Origin of the sequence: Nocardia brasiliensis NBRC 14402, from assembly GCF_000308475.2 — a bacterium.
Lineage (GTDB): Bacteria > Actinomycetota > Actinomycetes > Mycobacteriales > Mycobacteriaceae > Nocardia > Nocardia brasiliensis.
The window spans coordinates 42,564-59,297 of sequence record NZ_BAFT02000081.1 but is presented as its reverse complement, the minus strand read 5'-3'; the positions used below and the strand labels follow the sequence as shown (position 1 = coordinate 59,297).

The window sequence follows — 16,734 nt, the reverse complement described above, 5'->3', positions numbered from 1 at the left end:
AGGTCACCAGACCGAGGTCGGGGTGAGGTTGTCGTCGAACGGGAGGAAGCCGTCGACGGTCGCGTTGACCTGAAGGCTGTTCACCCCGATCTCGCCGCCGTGATTGTCGAGAAAGGCCACGTCGGAGGCGTCGCGGCCGGTGGCGATGCGCACCAGCGTGGAACGCGGAGCCAGGCCGGTGGCGTCGAAGGCGCGCCAGGTCCCGTCGACGTAGGCCTCGGCGACCGCGTGGAAATCCATCGGCATACAGCCCGGCGCGTAGACCGACACCACCCGGGCAGGCACCTTGACCGCGCGCAACAGCGCGACGACCAGATGCGCGAAATCTCGGCACACACCGGCACCGGACAGCAGCGTCTCCACCGCACCGTCGATGGGGTCGCTGCTGCCCGCGACGTAGCGGATCCGCCGGCCGACCCACGCCGACACTTCGGCGGCCAGTTGCGCGCTCGGTGCGGCCGAACCGAATTCGGTATTGGCGAAGCCGAGCAGCTTGTCCGATTCGGCGAAGCGGCTGGGGCGCAGATACAGCGCGAGATCGTAATCGGAAGGACTGTCCGGCAGCGCGGTTCCGAGCACGGTCGCGGTGTAATGGGCGCGCAGGGTGCCCGGGCCGACCGAGAATTTGTGGATCCGGGTGCCGTGCGGCCCGAAAATCTCCCACGGCGTGACCGACCGGCCGTCGAGCTCGAACACCAGCGATTCGTTCAACTCCAGATTCGGGTGCCGGGCCGCGGCGATCTGGAATTCCAGGGTCGTCGGCGCGGTGATCGCCACCTCCAGATGAGCCGACACATCGCGCTGCACAGCTCAATCCTGCCAGCTGCCGTCGAATACTCGGGCGTATTCGCGGCCCGCGGGTACCGAGTCGGCATCATATAGGCGGTCAATTCATGGCCGACAGGGGATTCGTGTGCCCAGAGGCGCGGATATGGGCGAGAATTTGCGCGTGCGAACCCAGTTCACTCGCGAGCTCGTCGCTTTGACCAATGATCTGACGCTCATGTGCCGCCTCACGCACGACGCTACCGAGCGGATGACCGACGCGCTCGTCGGGGCGGACCTCACCGCGACCTACGAGGTGTTCGCACTCGACGAACAACTACAGGGGATGTACGGCGCGTGTGAGGCGAGAACCGTCGTGCTGCTCGCGTTGCAGGCGCCGGTCGCCCGCGACCTGCGCCACGTGGTCACCGCCATTCAGATCGCGACCGAACTGTCCGGCATCGGCACCCTGGTGAGCAAGGTCGCCGATCAGGTGTATCAGAGCCATCCGGGACACGTTGCGCCGCAAGCGGTGCTGGACATTCTCGCCGCGATGGGCAGGCTCGCGGCCGCCCGCACCGCGGCGAGCGGTGCGGCCGTTGCGACCGGCCGTCAGGAATCGGATACCGAACCGGAATCGGGCAGCCAGGCCATGGAAGTACTGCATCAGCAATTGCATACGGCCCTGGCCGATCCGGTGTCGGCGCAGCCGACCACCTCGGCGATCACCCTCGCGCTACTCGCCAACCAACTCGAGCGCTGCGTCGATCACACCGCCCGGATCGATCGGCTGATCCGTTTTCTCGACACCGGCGTGCCGCCGACCGCCCAACCCGCCGACTCGGCCTGAGCTACCGCGCACCGGCGCTCAGCCGCTGCGGCGGGCGATCGTGTAGAGCTCGCGTGCGGGTCCGGTGAGCCGATGGCCCGTGGGCCAGACCGCGCGCAGCGTACGGGTCAGGTCGAGGTCGGTGACGGTCGGTGAGACCAGGGTGCCCGCGCCGAGTTCGGCGGCGACGGCCAGTGAGCTGAGCACCGCCGGGCCCGCACCCGAGGCGACGGCCGTCTTGATGGCCGTCGTCGACGACAGTTCCAAGGCGACACCCGGTGTCCATCCCGGTAGGCGCCGAGTTACCGCGTGCTCGAACCAGTTTCGGGTGCCCGAGCCCGCTTCCCGCTGGATCAGCGGGGTTTCGGCGAGTTCGGTGAGACCGACCGCGCCGCGCCGGGCCCAGCGATGGGCGGGGGCGACCACCACGACGAGCCGGTCGGTCGCGACCGCGTGCGACTCGAGACCGCGGAAACTCTGTGGGCTCTCCACGAATCCGATGGCCGCCCTGCTGTCGAGCACCTGCTGCGCGACCTCGACCGAGTTGCCGGATTCGAGCGCGATGGCGGTATCGGGCGCGCAGGCTCGCAGTTGCATGAGCCAGCCGGGGAACAGATATTCGGCGATGGTCTGGCTCGCCGCCACGCGCAGGTGCGACGCATGTTCCGCGCGGAGCGTGCCGATCCCGGCATCGAGTTGCTCGGCCGCGCGCACGACGGCCCTGGCCCATTCCGCGATGAGCGAGCCGGCCGGGGTGGGCCGGGAACCGAGCGTGCTGCGCTCCAGCACGGGCACCCCGACCAGTTGCTCCAGATACCGGATGCGCGAGGACGCGGACGGCTGGCTGATGCCGTGCTGCTGCGCGGCGCGGCCGAGACTGCCCAGCTCGATCACCGACAGCAGCAGGTCGAGGGCGGCCAGGTCGGGCACGCGCGGGGACAGGGGCATAGAACGAGTCTATGCATGCATAGGAACACAGCAGCTACCTGACATGACAACCGGCGACCAGTCTGGAGGCATGACCGCCACCCTGACCGTCCGTCCCGCCGCCGCGCGGCACGTGGTCGACGAGCTCGACCAGCGCCGGTCCGTCCGGAAGCCGTCCCCGCTACGGCAACTCGGACCCAACTGGTTCGCCGCCGTCATGGGGACCGGCATCGTCGCCAACGCCGCGGCCACGGCGCCGCTGCGTTTTCCCGGCCTGCGGGGTGCCGCGACGGTGGTGTGGGCGCTGTCCGCCGCGCTACTCGTGCTGTTGAGCGTGGCATGGCTGGCCCACCGGGTGCGGTTTCCCGACAACGCCCGCGACCATCGCGACCATCCGGTGATGTCGCAGTTCTTCGGCGCGCCGCCGATGGCGCTGCTGACCGTCGGCGGCGGCACCCTGCTGCTCGGCAGCGACGTGATCGGGCTGCCCGCGGCGCTGGCGATCGACTGGGTGCTGTGGATCGCGGGCACCGCACTCGGGCTGCTGTCCGCCGTGGCCATTCCCTATCGAATGTTCACTCGGCACCGGGTCGAGGCCGACGCCGCGTTCGGCGGGTGGCTGATGCCCGTGGTACCGCCCATGGTGTCGGCGGCGATGGGCGCCTTGCTCGTCCCGCACACTCCCGCGGGTCAGCCGCGGCTGACCATGATCCTGGTCTGCATGACGCTGTTCGGGCTGAGCCTGATCGCCGCCCTGGTCACCATCACCATGATCTGGTCCAGGCTGGTACACCACGGCATCCCCGCGGCGGGCATGGTGCCCACCCTGTGGATCGTGCTGGGTCCGCTCGGCCAATCCGTCACCGCCGCAGGGTTGCTCGCCGACGCCGCCCCGCTTGCGCTGCCCGACCTCTACGCCAAAGGGCTGCTGGCGTTCTCGGTCATCTTCGGCCTCGCCGTCTGGGGTTTCGCGATGCTCTGGCTGACCCTGGCGCTCGCGATGACGGTAAAGACCTGTCGCGCAGGCGCATTGACCTTCAACCTGACCTGGTGGGGCTTCACCTTCCCGCTCGGCACCTGCGTCACCGGCAGCACCGTGCTCTACGGCCACACCGGCGCGGACCTTTTCGCGGTCGTCGCGGTGCTGCTGTACCTGGTGCTGGTCGCCGCGTGGGCGGTGGTCGCGGCCCGCACCGCCCGCGGCGTGCTGGACGGATCGCTGCTGCGTCCGGCGGTACTCACTGCAGCAGCGAATAGCGCCCGGACCGGAGCAGCTCGCCGATGACGTCCATCTTCGCCTGCGGCGCAGCGTAGTCCGGGTGGGCTCGGAGCACGGCCGCGGCGTCGTGCAGCTGGATCATCTGTTGTTCGGCCTGGTCTGCGGTGCGGCCGCCGGGCGTGACCGGGTGCCGGGCGAAGTTCGGGCGGCTCGGGTCGATCCGGCCCAGGGCCACCGCCTGTTCCACCCGGCGCGTGCATCGGCAGAACGCCGCCGGATCGGCCCAGCCGCAGCTGGCGGACAGAAACGCGCCGAGGCGTTTCTTGGCGCGCGCCAAGCGCTTTCGGTAGGCGGCGGGGGTGATGTCGAGCACCCACGCGGCTTCCGCGGAGCCGAGTTCGAAGACGTCACCGAGGACGAAGGCGACCCGCTCGTCCCTGGCCAGGCATTGCAGCATGGCCTGTGAGCAGTTGAGCCGCAGCTCGGTGACCAGCAGCGTCGCCTCCGGGCCGCGGTAGTCCTGCTCGGCCAGCCCGTCGGCCAGTCCCTCCCGAAAAGTGTCCAGGCTCAACTGCGCTGCCTCCTGCGGCGTCCGGCGCCGCAGGTTCAGCAGATAGTTCACCCCGACCCGGTAGGCCCAGGTGCGCAGCCCCGCCTCGGCCCGCCAGGTCGCGAGGTTGCCGAGGACGCGCAGCAGGATCTCCTGCGTCGCATCCTCGGCCTCGGCGGGCCGCCCCACCATGCGCAGCGCGAGCCGATACAGCGGATCCTGCAGCAACCGCACCACTTCGGTGATCGCGTCCCGATCCCCGGCCACGGCCCGCTCGACCAGTTCCTGCTCCGCGGCCCGCGTACCGTCTTGTGACTGCTCCTGCACACCCATCCGGCCATCCTTCGATGACCGGCGCGGTTGCGCAAGCGTTGCCCGTCCGGCCGCGGGACCGAGCAGACCCACCTGCCCGGCGATTCAGGCGATCTCGGCCGTGCCGACCAGCGCGTGGCGGCGCAGCCAGGCGGCGATCGCGGCCCCGATCTCGTCCGGGCGATCCTCCGGCGCGTGATGCCCGGCCGGGGGAATCACCGCGGTCTCCGCATTCGCGAAGGTGGTCGCGGCCCAGTCGACCACCTCGGGCGAGCCGAGGCCCGATCCGTTCGCCAGGCCCATGATCAGCTTGGGCACCTCGGGCGACGCGGCCGCCCAGCGGCCGTAACTTTCGATGATCGCCACCACGTCGGCGGGTTCGCCGTCCAGCGGCAGCTCCCGCGGCCAGGCCAGCAGCGGCCTGCGCGATTCGGGCGTCGGGTACGGCGCGCGGTACACGTCGTGGTCCTCAGGGGTCAGGCTCGGCGCCTGATTCGGCAGGTTGAACTCGATGAACATGTTCTCCGCCAGCACCATTCGCTCCCCCTCCGGCCCACGGTAGGCGCGGAAGATCTCCGCACCCCGCGGGGGCAGATCGGACCAGCGCAGCGGCCGCAGGAAGGTCTCGAGCACGGCGACGCCGCGCACCCGGCCGGGATGACGTGCGGCCCAGTCCAAACCGAGCGCACCGCCCCAGTCGTGGCCGACGAGCACCACCTGGTCCAGGCCCAGCGCGTCGAACCAGGCCTCGAGGTAGCGCGCGTGCTCGACGAACCGGTAACCGATGTCCGGCTTACCGGAGGCACCCATGCCGATGAGATCGGGTGCCAGCGTCCGGGTCTGGTCGCCGACGTGCGGAATCACGTTCCGCCACAGGTACGACGAGGTGGGATTGCCGTGCAGGAAGACGACCGGCACCGAACCGGTGCCGGCCTCGCGGTAGGAGATGAACGAATCGAGAACGTCGACGGTGGCCATGAGCTGTCCTTTCGGGTCCGGCTGAGTTGCCTTCACCCGGTTGGACACCCGAACACCGCCCGCTGTGACCGGCATTCGAGTGACGCTCGTCACCCGGATCGAGCGCACCCGAGTCGGGTTCGCGCCGACGCTCTAACCGCGCACCGCGCGGTACATCCGTATACATCCAGTAGATATAACAGTCAGGCTGAAATGATCCTGAGAATAGTCCCGAATCAGCGCCCGCGACTTGCCAAGATCAATCCGCATTACCTACTGTCCTAATACGTAGAACACCCCCTGAACATCACGAGCTAGCTCGCCCAGCGCGGTTCGACACCTCGGGACCTCCCTCATCAGCCCCGTGGTGTCGGTGTGTGCGGAATCGGGACTGGACATCCTTCCGCACCGCCGCGCTTCGCGGTCGCAGTGACTCGTGATCCGCCACCCCCGAGTCGGCGCCGGCACGGCGACTCGGGGGTGGTTTTTTCTGTTTAACCGCCCCGCTGTGCGGAAAGTCATATAGGGCAATCACTTACACCACCTCGGCCGCCGGATACGTTGGCGGCCGTTATAGTTCAGGTGGTTGGCGTTAGGAAGCTCGATGAAGTTCACAGCACAGCGACTCGCTCTGATCGTCCTGGCGATCGTGACATTCATCGGAGTCTCCTACTACTACGTGAACCGGGTGGAACCGCCGAAGGCGAACGCGCAGTGCGAGACCGGATCCGCCCAGGTCTGCGCCGACGCACCGGCGAGTATGCCGAGCCGTGACGCGCTCGCCCTGCTCGATACCGTCCGCGTCGCCGGGCGTGCCCCCAAAACCGGTTACACCCGTGAACAATTCGGTCCCGCCTGGTCCGACGACGTGTCAGTGCCCGGCGGGCACAACGGCTGCGGCACCCGCGACGACATCCTGCAGCGTGATCTCATCGACGTCACCTTCAAAGACACCAAGCGCTGCGTCGTGGCCACCGGCACCCTCAACGATCTCTACACCGGTAAGACGATCAAATTCGTGCGTGGCCCCAAGACCTCCGACGACGTGCAGATCGACCACATCATCGCCCTCTCGGACGCCTGGCAGAAAGGCGCGCAACAGCTTTCCGCCGAGCGCCGCCGCGACCTGGCCAACGACCCGCTGAACCTGCAGGCGGTCGACGGCCCGACCAACCAGTCCAAGAGCGACTCCGACGCCGCCAGCTGGCTGCCGCCGAGCAAGAGCTACCGCTGCGCCTACCTGACCAGGCAGATCCAGGTCAAAGCGGCGTACCAGCTCTGGGTGACCCAGGCCGAGAAGGACGCCATGACACGCGAACTCGGCACCTGCCCATGATCAGGCCATGCTGACGACGACCTTGCCGAACGGGTTGCCGTCGCGAAAGTAGCGATAGGCCTGCACCGCTTCGTCGAACGGGAACACCCGATCGATGACCGGTCGCAGGCGATGCGCGGCGATGGCCCGGTTCATCGCCTCGAAGTCGGTGCGACTGCCCACCGCGATCCGCCGGATCGACAGGTATTGCGGCCCGAACACCGCATCGATCGACGGCGCCTGTTCGGCCGGCATCGCACCGATCATCGTGACCTGCGCGTTGTATCCGCCGGACAGAACGGATTTCGCCAAGGTCGGCAAGCCGACCGCATCGACGACGTGGGCGACGCCGTCACCCTCGGTCAGCTCCCGCACCGTCTGATCCCAGTCCGGCGTCGCGGTCCGATCGATCACCTCGTCCGCCCCGAGGTTGCGCAACCGTTCGGCCTTGCCCTGGCTGGACGTGATCGAAATGACGCGTGCGCCCAGCATTTTCGCGTGCTGCACGGCGAACAGGGCAACGCTTCCGCTACCTACGGTCAGCACCGTTTCGTCGGGCGCGACCGGCACCGGCTTGGTCAACGCCGCCCAGGCGACGACGCCCGCGCAGGTCAACGACGCCGCCTCTGCATCGGTCAGATGTGCGGGCACGTGCACCACCGAATCCTGCTCGACCACCGCATAAGTGGCGAGCAGGCCGGGGAAGTTCGCCCCGTACTGTTCCGCGGCCAGTGCCGGCCGCTGCGGGCCGTCGACCCAGTGCACGAAGTAGCTCGCGGTGATCCGATCACCCAGCGGGTTGATCGAGGCCGCGCGCACCCGGATCACGACCTGATCCGGCCCCGGTTCCGGAATCTCCTGCGCCGCACGGGTCACACCGGCGAGACCGCGCAGCGGTTCCAGACGATAGGCGGTGCCGCTCATCGCACGCCCTCGATGAACTGGTGGTCGGTCAGGATCCGGCCGTCGGTGTCCAGACCGATCACATCGAAGCCGCCGCCCGCGATCGCGCCGTCCGCCTTCGCCATCATCACCCAGCTGACGCCGATCAGCCCGGCGGGCAACGGGATCGCCGGTGCCGGCACCGCGAACTCGTAGTCACCGGACGCGATGAACAGCTCGTAGGCCCGAGTCACCCGGCGCGACAGCGCCGCATAGCCGCGCACCTCCAGCGCGGGCAGCGCGAACTGCAACCGCTCCACCTGCTCGCGCAGCTCCACCGGCGGATCGACCAGCACCTGGACTCCGGTGGGCGCGAAGAATTCCCGGATGCGCCGCTCCCGGGCCTCGGGGTCCGACTCGTTCCACAGTGCGGCGAACTGCTCGGAGAAGTCAGCCAGTTCTTTTTCGGTCATCTGCTTGCTCATGGCACCGAGTTTTGCCGTCACGGCGATACCGCGCGATTCCCGGCAGGGAATAGCCGAATCCTCGCTCAGGTGCTCGCGTCATACCCTCCGCGGAATCGCGGTCCCGCAGGGCGCAGACCAGACTGAACACATGACAACGGCGATCGAGACGCCGGGATTCGCCCGGCAGCTGAAGCATTGGCGGACCCTGCGCCGGGTCAGCCAGCTGGACCTGGCGATCCGGGCGGACACCACGCAGCGGCACCTGAGCTTCCTGGAACAGGGGCGGTCGCGACCGGGACGCACCATGGTGGTGCGGCTGGCCGAATCGCTGGAATTGTCGCTGCGGGAACGCAACGCGCTGCTCCTCGCCGCCGGGTACGCACCCGCCTTTCCCGAATCCGCGCTCGACACACCGGAATTGGGTCCGGTTCGCGAGGCACTGACAACGATCCTGGACGGCCATCGACCCTATCCCGCACTGGTGGTGCGCCCGCACGGCATCCTGCTCGCGGCCAACGACGCGTTCGCCGTGCTCACCGAGGGCGCGGCGGCCGAACTGCTCGAACCGCCGGTCAACGTGCTCCGGCTCGCGCTGCATCCCGACGGGCTCGCGCGACGCGTGGTGAACCTGCCCGAGTGGGGCAAACACGTGACCGAGGCGCTGAACGGCCGTCTCGCCCGCAGCCCCGACCCGGCTCTCGAAGAACTCATCCAAGAGCTGGAAGGCTATCTCCCGCAGGCCGAACCGGGCCCCGACCACCTCGGCTTCGCGGTCCCGCTGCGGCTGCGCAGCCCCGACGGCGAGCTACGGCTCATCACCACGCTGACCTCGTTCGCCACGGCCACGGACATCACCCTGGCCGAACTACACCTGGAGGCCTTCCTCCCCGCCGACGAACAGACGGCGCAGATCCTGCGCAAGCGCGCGGCCCAGGAGTACGGACCGCGCTGAGCGCCGCGCGGTCACCACGTGCGGGCCGCGCGACGGAGGTGGGTGTGCACCAGCTCGACGTGGGGCAGGGTGGTGCCGGGCCGCCGGACGAGGAAGCCGGTGTTGATCGGCGGGTCCGACGGCTCCAGGAGCGGGACCAGGGCTCCTGAACGCAGTTGTGGCGCACAGAGATAACGGGGCAGCACGCTGATGCCCGCACCCGCCGCGACCGCGGCGGCGACGGCACGCAGATCGGCGACGACGACCGCCGCCGCGGTGGTCAGGCGGAGGCCGAAGACGTGCCGCCAATAGCGGCGCAGGATCGGCAGATCGGCGGCATAGCTGACCAACGGCAGACCGGACAGCGCGGCCGGGCCGTCCGTGCGCAGCCGGTCGAGATCGATGCGCGCGGCCAGCGCCGGGGCGGCGACCAGGAGGAATTCCTCGTCGATCAACGGTTCGGCGAGGACGGTGCGCCCCCGCGGGCGGACCGTCGAGACCACCAGGTCGTGGTGCCCGGCCCGTAGTCCCGTCAGCAGCTCCTCGGAGAGTCCGGCGGTCACGGTCAGCCGGACACCGCGCTGGACCAGCGGCGCCAACGTCGGAAGAGCCTGCACCGCAAGCATTTCCGCCGGTCCGGCCAGCCGGACCGGGGGCTGCGGCACGGATGCCGCGGGATCGGCGGGCCCGGCGGCGGCCGTCAGCGCGTCCATCGGCTCGGCGATGCGCGCGGCCAGTTCGGCGGCCGCCGCGGTCGGCGCGACACCCCGCGGTAAACGCTCGAACAGCTGCTGACCCAGCCGCTTCTCCAGCGCCTGCAACTGCGCTGTCACGGTCGGCTGCGACAACCCCACCAGCCGCGCGCCCGCGGTGATCGAACCCGCCCGATGCACCGCGAGGAACGTGCGGAGCTGATTCAGATCCAGGTTGCCATCGGGATCCCTATCGCTCACCCGGCCAGTCTATTGCCGGGCCGATGTGCGCCGCATTGTCCCGCCCGAGCGTGCGGGGACACAGAAGTGGCGCGTCAGCGGGGGCGGAGCGTGGTGAGCAGCTCAGGACCGCGGGTGGTCAGGCGCTGCTCGGCGATACGGGCGCCGAAGAAGATCGCGGCCAGGCCGGTCGCGATGCCGACGGGGACCGCCAGCCATTCCACCGGTTTCCACTCGGTCAGATACCCGATGACCAGGACGGCCAGCACCGGCAGCAGTGCGACGAACTGGCCGAAGATCATGGCCATTTGGACGAGCATCTTGGCGCAACCGGGATTGCCCGAGCCGGAGAACGGGTTACCCGTCCGGGGCGGCAGCGGATACGGCGCGAGCACGGACAGGACGAGGGCCGAGCAGACGCCGACACCGAGCGCGGCCGCGTACAGCGACAGCACCCACGGATAGACGCCCCAACGTCCGAGGGCGCCCGGCAGGACGAGGGCCAGCAGCAACGTGGGCACGCCGATCACGACGAGCAGCGCGAGCAACCTGCCGCGCACGTCGGCCCGCACCGCGCCGGGCGTGATCAGGGTCTGCCACAGCGCGGTGCCGTCGTAGCCGTAGAGGTTGGCGCCGGCCAGCGCGGCGAACGCGGCCGAGGTGACGCCGGCGAACGGTACGCCGCCGGCACCGCTGCCCTGCACCGCGGGAAACACCGGCATCAGGACGCCGACCACCAGCACCGGCAGCAGCGTGGCGCGCCGCCGACTGTCGCGGGACCAGGCGCGCAGTTCCTTCACGAGCACCGCGCCGACGGGTCCGCCCTGACGAACCCGGCCGAGCAGCCCGCCGCCCGCCGACCCGGCGACCGAGTTCATCGGCGCGGCGAGCCGCCGCGCGAGCAGCACCGACCACGCCTGCCACAGGCCGAGCGAGACCAGTACGAGGCCGAGCAACGGCAGCACGGCGAGCACCCAATTCCCTTGGGCCGCACCCTCGACCGCGACGGCGGCCCAGCCCGACGGAAGCAGGCGCACCGTGTCGGCCACCGCGGGCGGCACGTCGCGCAGCGCACCGACATGGGACAGCAGCCAGCTCATCGGGTAGTAGGCCAGCCCGAGCAGCCCCGCGACGAGCACGCCGAGGTCTTTACCGCGCCGGGACCGCATCGCGGCCCCGACCCAGGCGAGCACCACCCGGGACAGCAGCACGACGAACACGAGCTGCAGCACTACCCCGAACACCGCGACCACCGTCGCCGCAGCTCCCGAACGGGCCGCGAGCAGCACGAGGCCGCCGAACGCGACGAGGTTCAGCACCGGCGCGGGCCCGGCGAACGCGGCGGCGAGCAAGCCGGTGGCCAGCTGCCGATGACTGAGTGGCAGCAGGCGCAGGTGCTCCGGTTGCACCGTCTCGTCGCTGCTGCCGAACAGCACCGGCCCGCACAGCCACCCGAGCGTCCATATTCCGAAAAGCGTTGCCGCGATGGTTATCCCGCGTTCGATCTCGCCATCGCGGACCGCGAATCCGATCAGGGCCGCGGTGATGATCGCGAAGCAGAGCCCGATCACGATGCCGATGACGAAGGTGACACCCTGCCAGCCGTTGCTCAGCGAACGCTTGGTGAGCAGCAGCCGCAGCCGGATCAGGACGCCAGCCACGACAGCCCGTCCCCTCCCCCGACCCGGCCGCCGACCAGCCGAACAAAGGTCTCTTCCAGCGTATTCTGGCCGCGCACCTCGTCCAGCGTGCCCGCGGCGACCACCCGTCCCCCGGTGATCACCGCGACGCGGTCACACATGTTCTCCACCAGCGCCATCACATGACTCGACAGCACCACCGAGCCGCCCGCCCCGACGAAGCGTTGCAGGATCGTGCGAATCGTGCTCGCCGACACCGGATCCACCGCTTCGAACGGCTCGTCGAGCACCAGGAGTTTCGGTCCGTGCAGCAGCGCGGTGGCCAGCCCGATCTTCTTGCGCATGCCCGCGGAGTAGTCGACGACGAGAGTGCCTTCGGCGCCGGTCAATTCGAACACCGAGAGCAGTTCGTCGGCGCGCTCGGCGACAATGCGCTCCGGCATGCCGCGCAAAAGGCCGGTGTAGGTGAGCAATTCGCGCCCGGTGAGCCGTTCGGGCAGCGCGAGCCCGTCCGGCAGCACACCGGCCAGGGTTTTCGCCCGCACCGGGTCGCCCCAGACGTCGGCCCCGAAGATCTCGGCCCGCCCGCCGTCGGGCCGCAACAGCCCGCAGGCCATCGACAGCGTCGTCGTCTTGCCCGCCCCGTTGGGGCCGACCAGGCCGAAGAACGAACCGGGCGGCACCACGAGACTCACGTTGTCGACCACCCAGGGACCGCCGAAGCGTTTACACAGGCCGGCCAGGTGTAATGCGGGCTGATGGTCAGGTTGCACAGGTCCCCCAGGGTCGTTTCGGTGGCTTCCCAGGGTACGGACCATCAGCCCGCGCGGTTCGAACCGATCAGGCCGCGGGGGCGAGTTCCCGCGGCACCGGCGCGTCCCAGTCGATCCGGTACCGGAAGTTCAGGCCCTGGGTCTTCTCCGGGTTCATCACGGTCTTGACCATGATCGGCATGAGCAGGTTCATGATCTTGCGCCCCACCGGCCCCGGCGTCTTGCTGTGGTTGATCTTCGCCGCGGCGGCCGTGATCCGCTCGACGCGCTCCCGGCGCAATTCCTCGTACGCGACGAAAGCGGCTCTGGGCGTTGGCAAGTCACGCAGGCAACGAGCCAGCTGCACCGCGCTCTCGATGGCCAGCGACGCGCCCTGCCCCGAGCTGTTGGACGGCGCGTGCACCGAATCGCCGACCAGCACCATGCGACCCCGCGACCAGTGCGGCACCGGCGGCATGATGTGCAGCGCCCCGGTGATCTCCAACTGTTCCTCGGTCGTGTTGCGCGCGAGTTCACCGCCGGGCGTGTCGTCGCCGTAGACGTCGCGCAGGATGCCCAGCCAGTGCGCCGCAGGCAGCGCACGTGCCTCGGTGAGCGACATGTACTGCTTGCTCGGCAGATTGACGCCCCACATCACACGACCGTCCGGTGTCTTTCCGTACAGGTAGTAGGCCCGCTTGCCGAACGCGAAGGTCATCGTGTCGGGTGCGATGTCGGCGCTGCACTCGGTGATCGCGCCGAACCCGAGCATGCCGGTGTAGTCCGGCCCGGGCGCGTTCGGATCGATCAACCCGCGCACCGTCGAGCGGATGCCGTCCGCGCCGATCAGCACATCGGCGGTGGCGGTGCTGCCGTCGGTGAAGCGGGCCGTGATGCCGGACTCGTTCTCGACCACGTCGACCAGACGTTTGTTGTATTCGAACGGAACGCCCGCTTCGACCGCGTGATCGTGCAGCACGCGGTGCAACTCGCTGCGGTCAACCACGTGCAACGCCATACCGGGAATCCCCGGCACGGTGTAGAGCTTGCCGCCGACCGAGAGGCTCTGCCCGGTCACGGGGTAGGCGATGGCGCGGACGGCCTCGCCCGCACCGATGATGTCCAGTGCGGCAATGCCGTTCGGTGCGAGCGCGAGGCCGCTGCCGATGTTGTAGGACGGGCCGGGATAGGCCTCGTAGACGCGGGCGTCGATGCCGGCCTTGCGCAGCGCGGTCGCGGTGACCGGTCCGGCGATGCCGCCGCCGATGACCAGTGCGGTTCGTGTTTCGGACATGGGTGTCTCCAGGATTGTGTCGCGGATTGTCGAATCCCCGAACCGACCCGTGCACCACGCACCCGGTTATCCTGTGGTTGCCAGCCTTGTAGCCGGGTGCGCGCATGCGAGCGCGGTTCGAGACTGTTCAATCGGGCTCGGCGGCGGTGTTGCCGCACCCCGCCGAGCTCGGTCTCGGAATCAGATCTGCCAGTCCAGCTTCTCCTTCACTGCGGCGATGGTGTCGGCGGCGGAGAAGCCGCCCGCGTGGATCTGCCGCCACCAGTCCACGCCGTCGAAGGTGCCGCTCCGGATCTCGTCGCGGAACGAACGCGCCCACGCGACTTCGGCTTCCAGCATCGCGACGCCGTATTCGGTCTCGATGGTGAACAGCCGGGGCAGCTTGCTCGTCGCGAGCTTGTCGAGTTCGCCGCGCACGGCAGCGATGGCGTGATCGAGCGCTTCGATGCGTTTCCCGAGCAACTCGACGACCTCGTCGGGGGGCAGCACCGAGAGCACGGAGAGGCCGGCGACGAACCGGTGCTGCTCGGGCTCCGGCTCGGCGACCAATTCCCTGGTCCAGTCCGTGAGTTCGGTGCGGCCCGGCTCGGTGATGCGGTAGATCACCCGTTCCGGTCGCGCGCCGTCGCGCTCGCTGCCGACGATCTCCAGGAAGCCGGCCTTTTCCAGGCTCTGCACGACCGTGTAGAGCGAGCCCCACTTGATCGCCATGTCCTGGTCTTTGCCGTGCTCCCGCAGGGTCTGCGCGATCTCGTAGCGGTGCATCGGCCGCTCCATCATCACCGAGAGCACCGCGAGCGCGAGCAGGTTGTTCACCTTGCGCTTCGTGGCCATCGCACCTCCTTACTCGTCTACGAATATACGTGTACGAGCATTAGCCCGGCAAGGGGCTGTCACCCTCGAATTCGACGGTGTTCAGGCGCGCGTGTGCTCGTGCTCGGCCGCCTCCTGCTCGAGCAGCTTGCCCGCGAGGTTGTCCAACGCCTGGTCGAACAGCGCGCGATCGGCGGGGTCGTCGTTGTTCCAGTCGACCAGCCGGGTGTCGAGCCAGCGACGCCAAGCCGCTTTGAGGCGGTTCAGCTCGGCCTGTCCGTTCTCGGTCAACCGCAGTTCGCGACCGTCGTCCACCAGATAGCCGCGCTCGGCCACCTTTCGATAGATCGGCTCGAGCACGTCGTCGGGTAGTTTGTGCGCCCGCGCGATCGCGTCCAGCGTGGCCGCGCCCCCGGCACGATCGCGCAGGTAGACCTGGCCGAGCGCCCACGCCTCGCCGCGACTCAGCGTGCTGCCCGCGTCCGCGAGAATCCGCGGCCCGATCGGCCGGTCGTCGTCCTTGCGCATGGTGCCCGCGATCGCGCGTTCCAGCTGCACCACGCGATCGGCCGAATCCGGCACCGAAAAACCTTCGCCCACATCGCCCGCGCTCACCCGGGCGCTGTCGCGCAGCGGCACCTCTTTGAGGAACCAGGCGACGACGAAACCGACCAGCGCGACCGGCACCACCCAGACGAAGACGTGATCGATGGTGTCGGCGTAGGCATCGATGATCGGCGCCGCCACGTCTTCCGGAACCGCTTGCAGCGACTGCGGATTCGCGGCCACCTCGGGCGGGACCACCTTGGCCTCGAGCAGCGCCGCGCGCAGATTCGGGCCGATCTCGTTGCTGTACAGGGTGCCGAAAATGGCTGTGCCGAAGGTACTTCCGAGGGTGCGGAAGAAGGTGACGCCGGAGGTGGCGGTGCCGAGCTGGGCGTACGGGACGGTGTTCTGCACGACGATGGTGAGCACCTGCATGGTCAGGCCGATGCCCAGGCCCAGCACCATCATGTACAGCGACTCTTCCCAGATGCCGGTGTCGCGGCCCATGGTCGACATCAGATACAGCCCGAGCGCCATCACCAGCGTGCCGACGATCGGGAAGTACCGATAGTGCCCGGTCTTGCCGACCACCTGCCCGGACAGGATCGAGGTCACCAGCAGGCCGGCCACCAGCGGCAACGAGCGCACGCCGGACATGGTGGCCGAAACCCCGTCCACGTATTGCAGATACGCGGGCAGATAGGTGATCGAGCCGAGCATGGCGAAGCCGCAGATGAAACTCAGGATCGAGCACACGGTGAAGACCCGGCTGCGGAACAACCCCATGGGCAGCATCGGTTCCTTCGCGCGCAGCTCCACGGCCACGAACGCCGCGAACAGCACCGCCGAGGCGACGAACAGGCCGAGGATGGTCGGCGAGCCCCACGGGTACTCCTGCCCGCCCCACTCCAAGCCGAGGATCAACGTGGAAACCGCCACGGCGACCAGGCCGATGCCCGCGTAGTCGATGATCGGCTTGACGGCGGCGCGCACCCGCGGAATGGTGCGCGCCGACATCGCGATCATGATGATCGCGACCGGCACGTTGACGTAGAAGCACCAGCGCCAGCTCGCGTGGTCGGTGAACAACCCGCCGAGGGTCGGGCCGATCACCGTGGTGACGCCGAACACCGCGCCCAGCGCGCCCTGATATTTGCCGCGCTGGCGCAGCGGGATGGTGTCGGCGATCAGCGCCATCGCGGTGACCATCAGCCCGCCGCCGCCGAAGCCCTGGATTCCGCGGGCCACGATCAGCATGGTCATCCCGTTGGCCAGGCCCGCGATCATCGAGCCTGCGATGAAGATCAGCGCACTGAGCTGGAAGATCAGCTTGCGTCCGAAGAGGTCGCCGAGCTTGCCTGCCAGCGCCGTCGCCACCGCCTCGGCGAGCAGATAGGCCGTCACCACCCAGGCCATGTGCCCGGCTTCGCCGAGGTCGGCGACGATCGTCGGCAGCGCCGTCGAGACGATCGTCTGATCCAGTGCCGCCAGCAGCATGCCGAGCACAATCGTGGCGAACACGAGGTTGATCTTCGCCCGGCTCATCGGCTCGGGGGTTTTCTCGGCGACAGCGACTGCACCGGTCATTGCCTCAGTATGGGGC

General features: G+C 68.9%; 16 protein-coding genes. 4 read left to right on the top strand and 12 right to left on the bottom strand.

Features of this window, described 5'->3' with window-relative positions; all coding sequences use genetic code 11:
• Window positions 1-3: 3 nt before the first annotated feature.
• Window positions 4-807 (bottom strand): transglutaminase-like domain-containing protein, encoded by an 804-nt coding sequence (locus tag TY25_RS29580; protein WP_042261490.1) that lies wholly within the window; start codon window positions 805-807, stop codon window positions 4-6.
• A 142-nt stretch (window positions 808-949) separates the two neighbouring features.
• Between TY25_RS29580 and TY25_RS29575 the strand changes: the two genes are divergently transcribed.
• The gene (locus TY25_RS29575) at window positions 950-1,615 is read left to right on the top strand and encodes a phosphate signaling complex PhoU family protein (RefSeq protein WP_226887054.1); all 666 of its coding nucleotides are present in this window, start codon (window positions 950-952) and stop codon (window positions 1,613-1,615) included.
• An 18-nt stretch (window positions 1,616-1,633) separates the two neighbouring features.
• Here TY25_RS29575 and TY25_RS29570 read toward each other — a convergent pair whose 3' ends face one another.
• Window positions 1,634-2,542 carry a LysR family transcriptional regulator gene (locus TY25_RS29570; RefSeq protein WP_042261485.1) on the bottom strand — a complete coding sequence of 303 codons (909 nt, stop codon included), beginning with the start codon at window positions 2,540-2,542 and terminating at the stop codon, window positions 1,634-1,636.
• A gap of 70 nt (window positions 2,543-2,612) precedes the next feature.
• Here TY25_RS29570 and TY25_RS29565 point away from each other — a divergent pair, with 70 nt between their 5' ends.
• Window positions 2,613-3,806, top strand: coding sequence for a TDT family transporter (locus tag TY25_RS29565; RefSeq protein WP_042261483.1), 1,194 nt, complete (start codon window positions 2,613-2,615; stop codon window positions 3,804-3,806).
• On the opposite strand, the gene TY25_RS29560 is transcribed toward TY25_RS29565, so the two are convergent.
• Window positions 3,760-4,623 (bottom strand): RNA polymerase sigma factor, encoded by an 864-nt coding sequence (locus TY25_RS29560; RefSeq protein ID WP_042261480.1) that lies wholly within the window; start codon window positions 4,621-4,623, stop codon window positions 3,760-3,762. The two genes, TY25_RS29565 and TY25_RS29560, sit on opposite strands and share 47 nt — an antisense overlap.
• Before the next feature lie 84 nt (window positions 4,624-4,707).
• Entirely contained in the window at window positions 4,708-5,580 is an 873-nt protein-coding gene (locus TY25_RS29555; RefSeq protein ID WP_042261587.1) for a haloalkane dehalogenase, read from the bottom strand.
• 583 nt (window positions 5,581-6,163) lie between these two features.
• Between TY25_RS29555 and TY25_RS29550 the strand changes: the two genes are divergently transcribed.
• Window positions 6,164-6,895, top strand: a complete 732-nt coding sequence (locus tag TY25_RS29550) for an HNH endonuclease family protein (protein WP_088607014.1) — start codon at window positions 6,164-6,166, stop codon at window positions 6,893-6,895.
• Here the strand turns inward: TY25_RS29550 and TY25_RS29545 are convergent, their stop codons facing one another.
• Window positions 6,896-7,798, bottom strand: coding sequence for a zinc-dependent alcohol dehydrogenase family protein (locus TY25_RS29545; protein ID WP_042261479.1), 903 nt, complete (start codon window positions 7,796-7,798; stop codon window positions 6,896-6,898).
• On the bottom strand, window positions 7,795-8,241 hold the full coding sequence (locus TY25_RS29540) for a hypothetical protein (protein WP_042261476.1): 447 nt from the start codon (window positions 8,239-8,241) through the stop codon (window positions 7,795-7,797). Before TY25_RS29540 ends, TY25_RS29545 begins: the two co-directional genes overlap by 4 nt.
• 130 nt (window positions 8,242-8,371) lie before the next feature.
• Here TY25_RS29540 and TY25_RS29535 point away from each other — a divergent pair, with 130 nt between their 5' ends.
• Complete coding sequence (locus TY25_RS29535) at window positions 8,372-9,175, top strand: helix-turn-helix domain-containing protein (protein WP_042261474.1); 804 nt, start codon at window positions 8,372-8,374, stop codon at window positions 9,173-9,175.
• An 11-nt stretch (window positions 9,176-9,186) separates the two neighbouring features.
• On the opposite strand, the gene TY25_RS29530 is transcribed toward TY25_RS29535, so the two are convergent.
• The 6 genes from TY25_RS29530 to TY25_RS29505 all read right to left on the bottom strand — a co-directional run bounded on the left by TY25_RS29530 (window position 9,187) and on the right by TY25_RS29505 (window position 16,718).
• Entirely contained in the window at window positions 9,187-10,107 is a 921-nt protein-coding gene (locus TY25_RS29530; RefSeq protein WP_042261472.1) for a LysR family transcriptional regulator, read from the bottom strand.
• Between the two features lie 74 nt (window positions 10,108-10,181).
• Window positions 10,182-11,747, bottom strand: a complete 1,566-nt coding sequence (locus tag TY25_RS29525) for a hypothetical protein (RefSeq protein WP_042261470.1) — start codon at window positions 11,745-11,747, stop codon at window positions 10,182-10,184.
• Window positions 11,732-12,499 carry an ABC transporter ATP-binding protein gene (locus TY25_RS29520; protein ID WP_042261468.1) on the bottom strand — a complete coding sequence of 256 codons (768 nt, stop codon included), beginning with the start codon at window positions 12,497-12,499 and terminating at the stop codon, window positions 11,732-11,734. Before TY25_RS29520 ends, TY25_RS29525 begins: the two co-directional genes overlap by 16 nt.
• Window positions 12,500-12,566: 67 nt before the next feature.
• Complete coding sequence (locus TY25_RS29515; protein WP_042261465.1) at window positions 12,567-13,772, bottom strand: FAD-dependent monooxygenase; 1,206 nt, start codon at window positions 13,770-13,772, stop codon at window positions 12,567-12,569.
• A gap of 180 nt (window positions 13,773-13,952) precedes the next feature.
• The gene (locus TY25_RS29510; RefSeq protein ID WP_042261463.1) at window positions 13,953-14,606 is read right to left on the bottom strand and encodes a PadR family transcriptional regulator; all 654 of its coding nucleotides are present in this window, start codon (window positions 14,604-14,606) and stop codon (window positions 13,953-13,955) included.
• Between the two features lie 81 nt (window positions 14,607-14,687).
• Window positions 14,688-16,718: an MDR family MFS transporter gene (locus TY25_RS29505; RefSeq protein WP_042261461.1), complete on the bottom strand. Its 2,031-nt coding sequence runs from the start codon at window positions 16,716-16,718 to the stop codon at window positions 14,688-14,690.
• Between the last annotated feature and the right edge of the window lie 16 nt (window positions 16,719-16,734).

What these genes read in the sequence shown, in the direction of transcription:
- TY25_RS29570 (WP_042261485.1), bottom strand. Translation starts at nt 2,542, where the DNA reads ATGCCCCTGTCCCCGCGCGTGCCCGACCTGGCCGCCCTCGACCTGCTG.
- TY25_RS29565 (WP_042261483.1), top strand. Translation starts at nt 2,613, where the DNA reads ATGACCGCCACCCTGACCGTCCGTCCCGCCGCCGCGCGGCACGTGGTC.
- TY25_RS29560 (WP_042261480.1), bottom strand. Translation starts at nt 4,623, where the DNA reads ATGGGTGTGCAGGAGCAGTCACAAGACGGTACGCGGGCCGCGGAGCAG.
- TY25_RS29555 (WP_042261587.1), bottom strand. Translation starts at nt 5,580, where the DNA reads ATGGCCACCGTCGACGTTCTCGATTCGTTCATCTCCTACCGCGAGGCC.
- TY25_RS29550 (WP_088607014.1), top strand. Translation starts at nt 6,164, where the DNA reads ATGAAGTTCACAGCACAGCGACTCGCTCTGATCGTCCTGGCGATCGTG.
- TY25_RS29545 (WP_042261479.1), bottom strand. Translation starts at nt 7,798, where the DNA reads ATGAGCGGCACCGCCTATCGTCTGGAACCGCTGCGCGGTCTCGCCGGT.
- TY25_RS29540 (WP_042261476.1), bottom strand. Translation starts at nt 8,241, where the DNA reads ATGAGCAAGCAGATGACCGAAAAAGAACTGGCTGACTTCTCCGAGCAG.
- TY25_RS29535 (WP_042261474.1), top strand. Translation starts at nt 8,372, where the DNA reads ATGACAACGGCGATCGAGACGCCGGGATTCGCCCGGCAGCTGAAGCAT.
- TY25_RS29515 (WP_042261465.1), bottom strand. Translation starts at nt 13,772, where the DNA reads ATGTCCGAAACACGAACCGCACTGGTCATCGGCGGCGGCATCGCCGGA.
- TY25_RS29510 (WP_042261463.1), bottom strand. Translation starts at nt 14,606, where the DNA reads ATGGCCACGAAGCGCAAGGTGAACAACCTGCTCGCGCTCGCGGTGCTC.
- TY25_RS29505 (WP_042261461.1), bottom strand. Translation starts at nt 16,718, where the DNA reads ATGACCGGTGCAGTCGCTGTCGCCGAGAAAACCCCCGAGCCGATGAGC.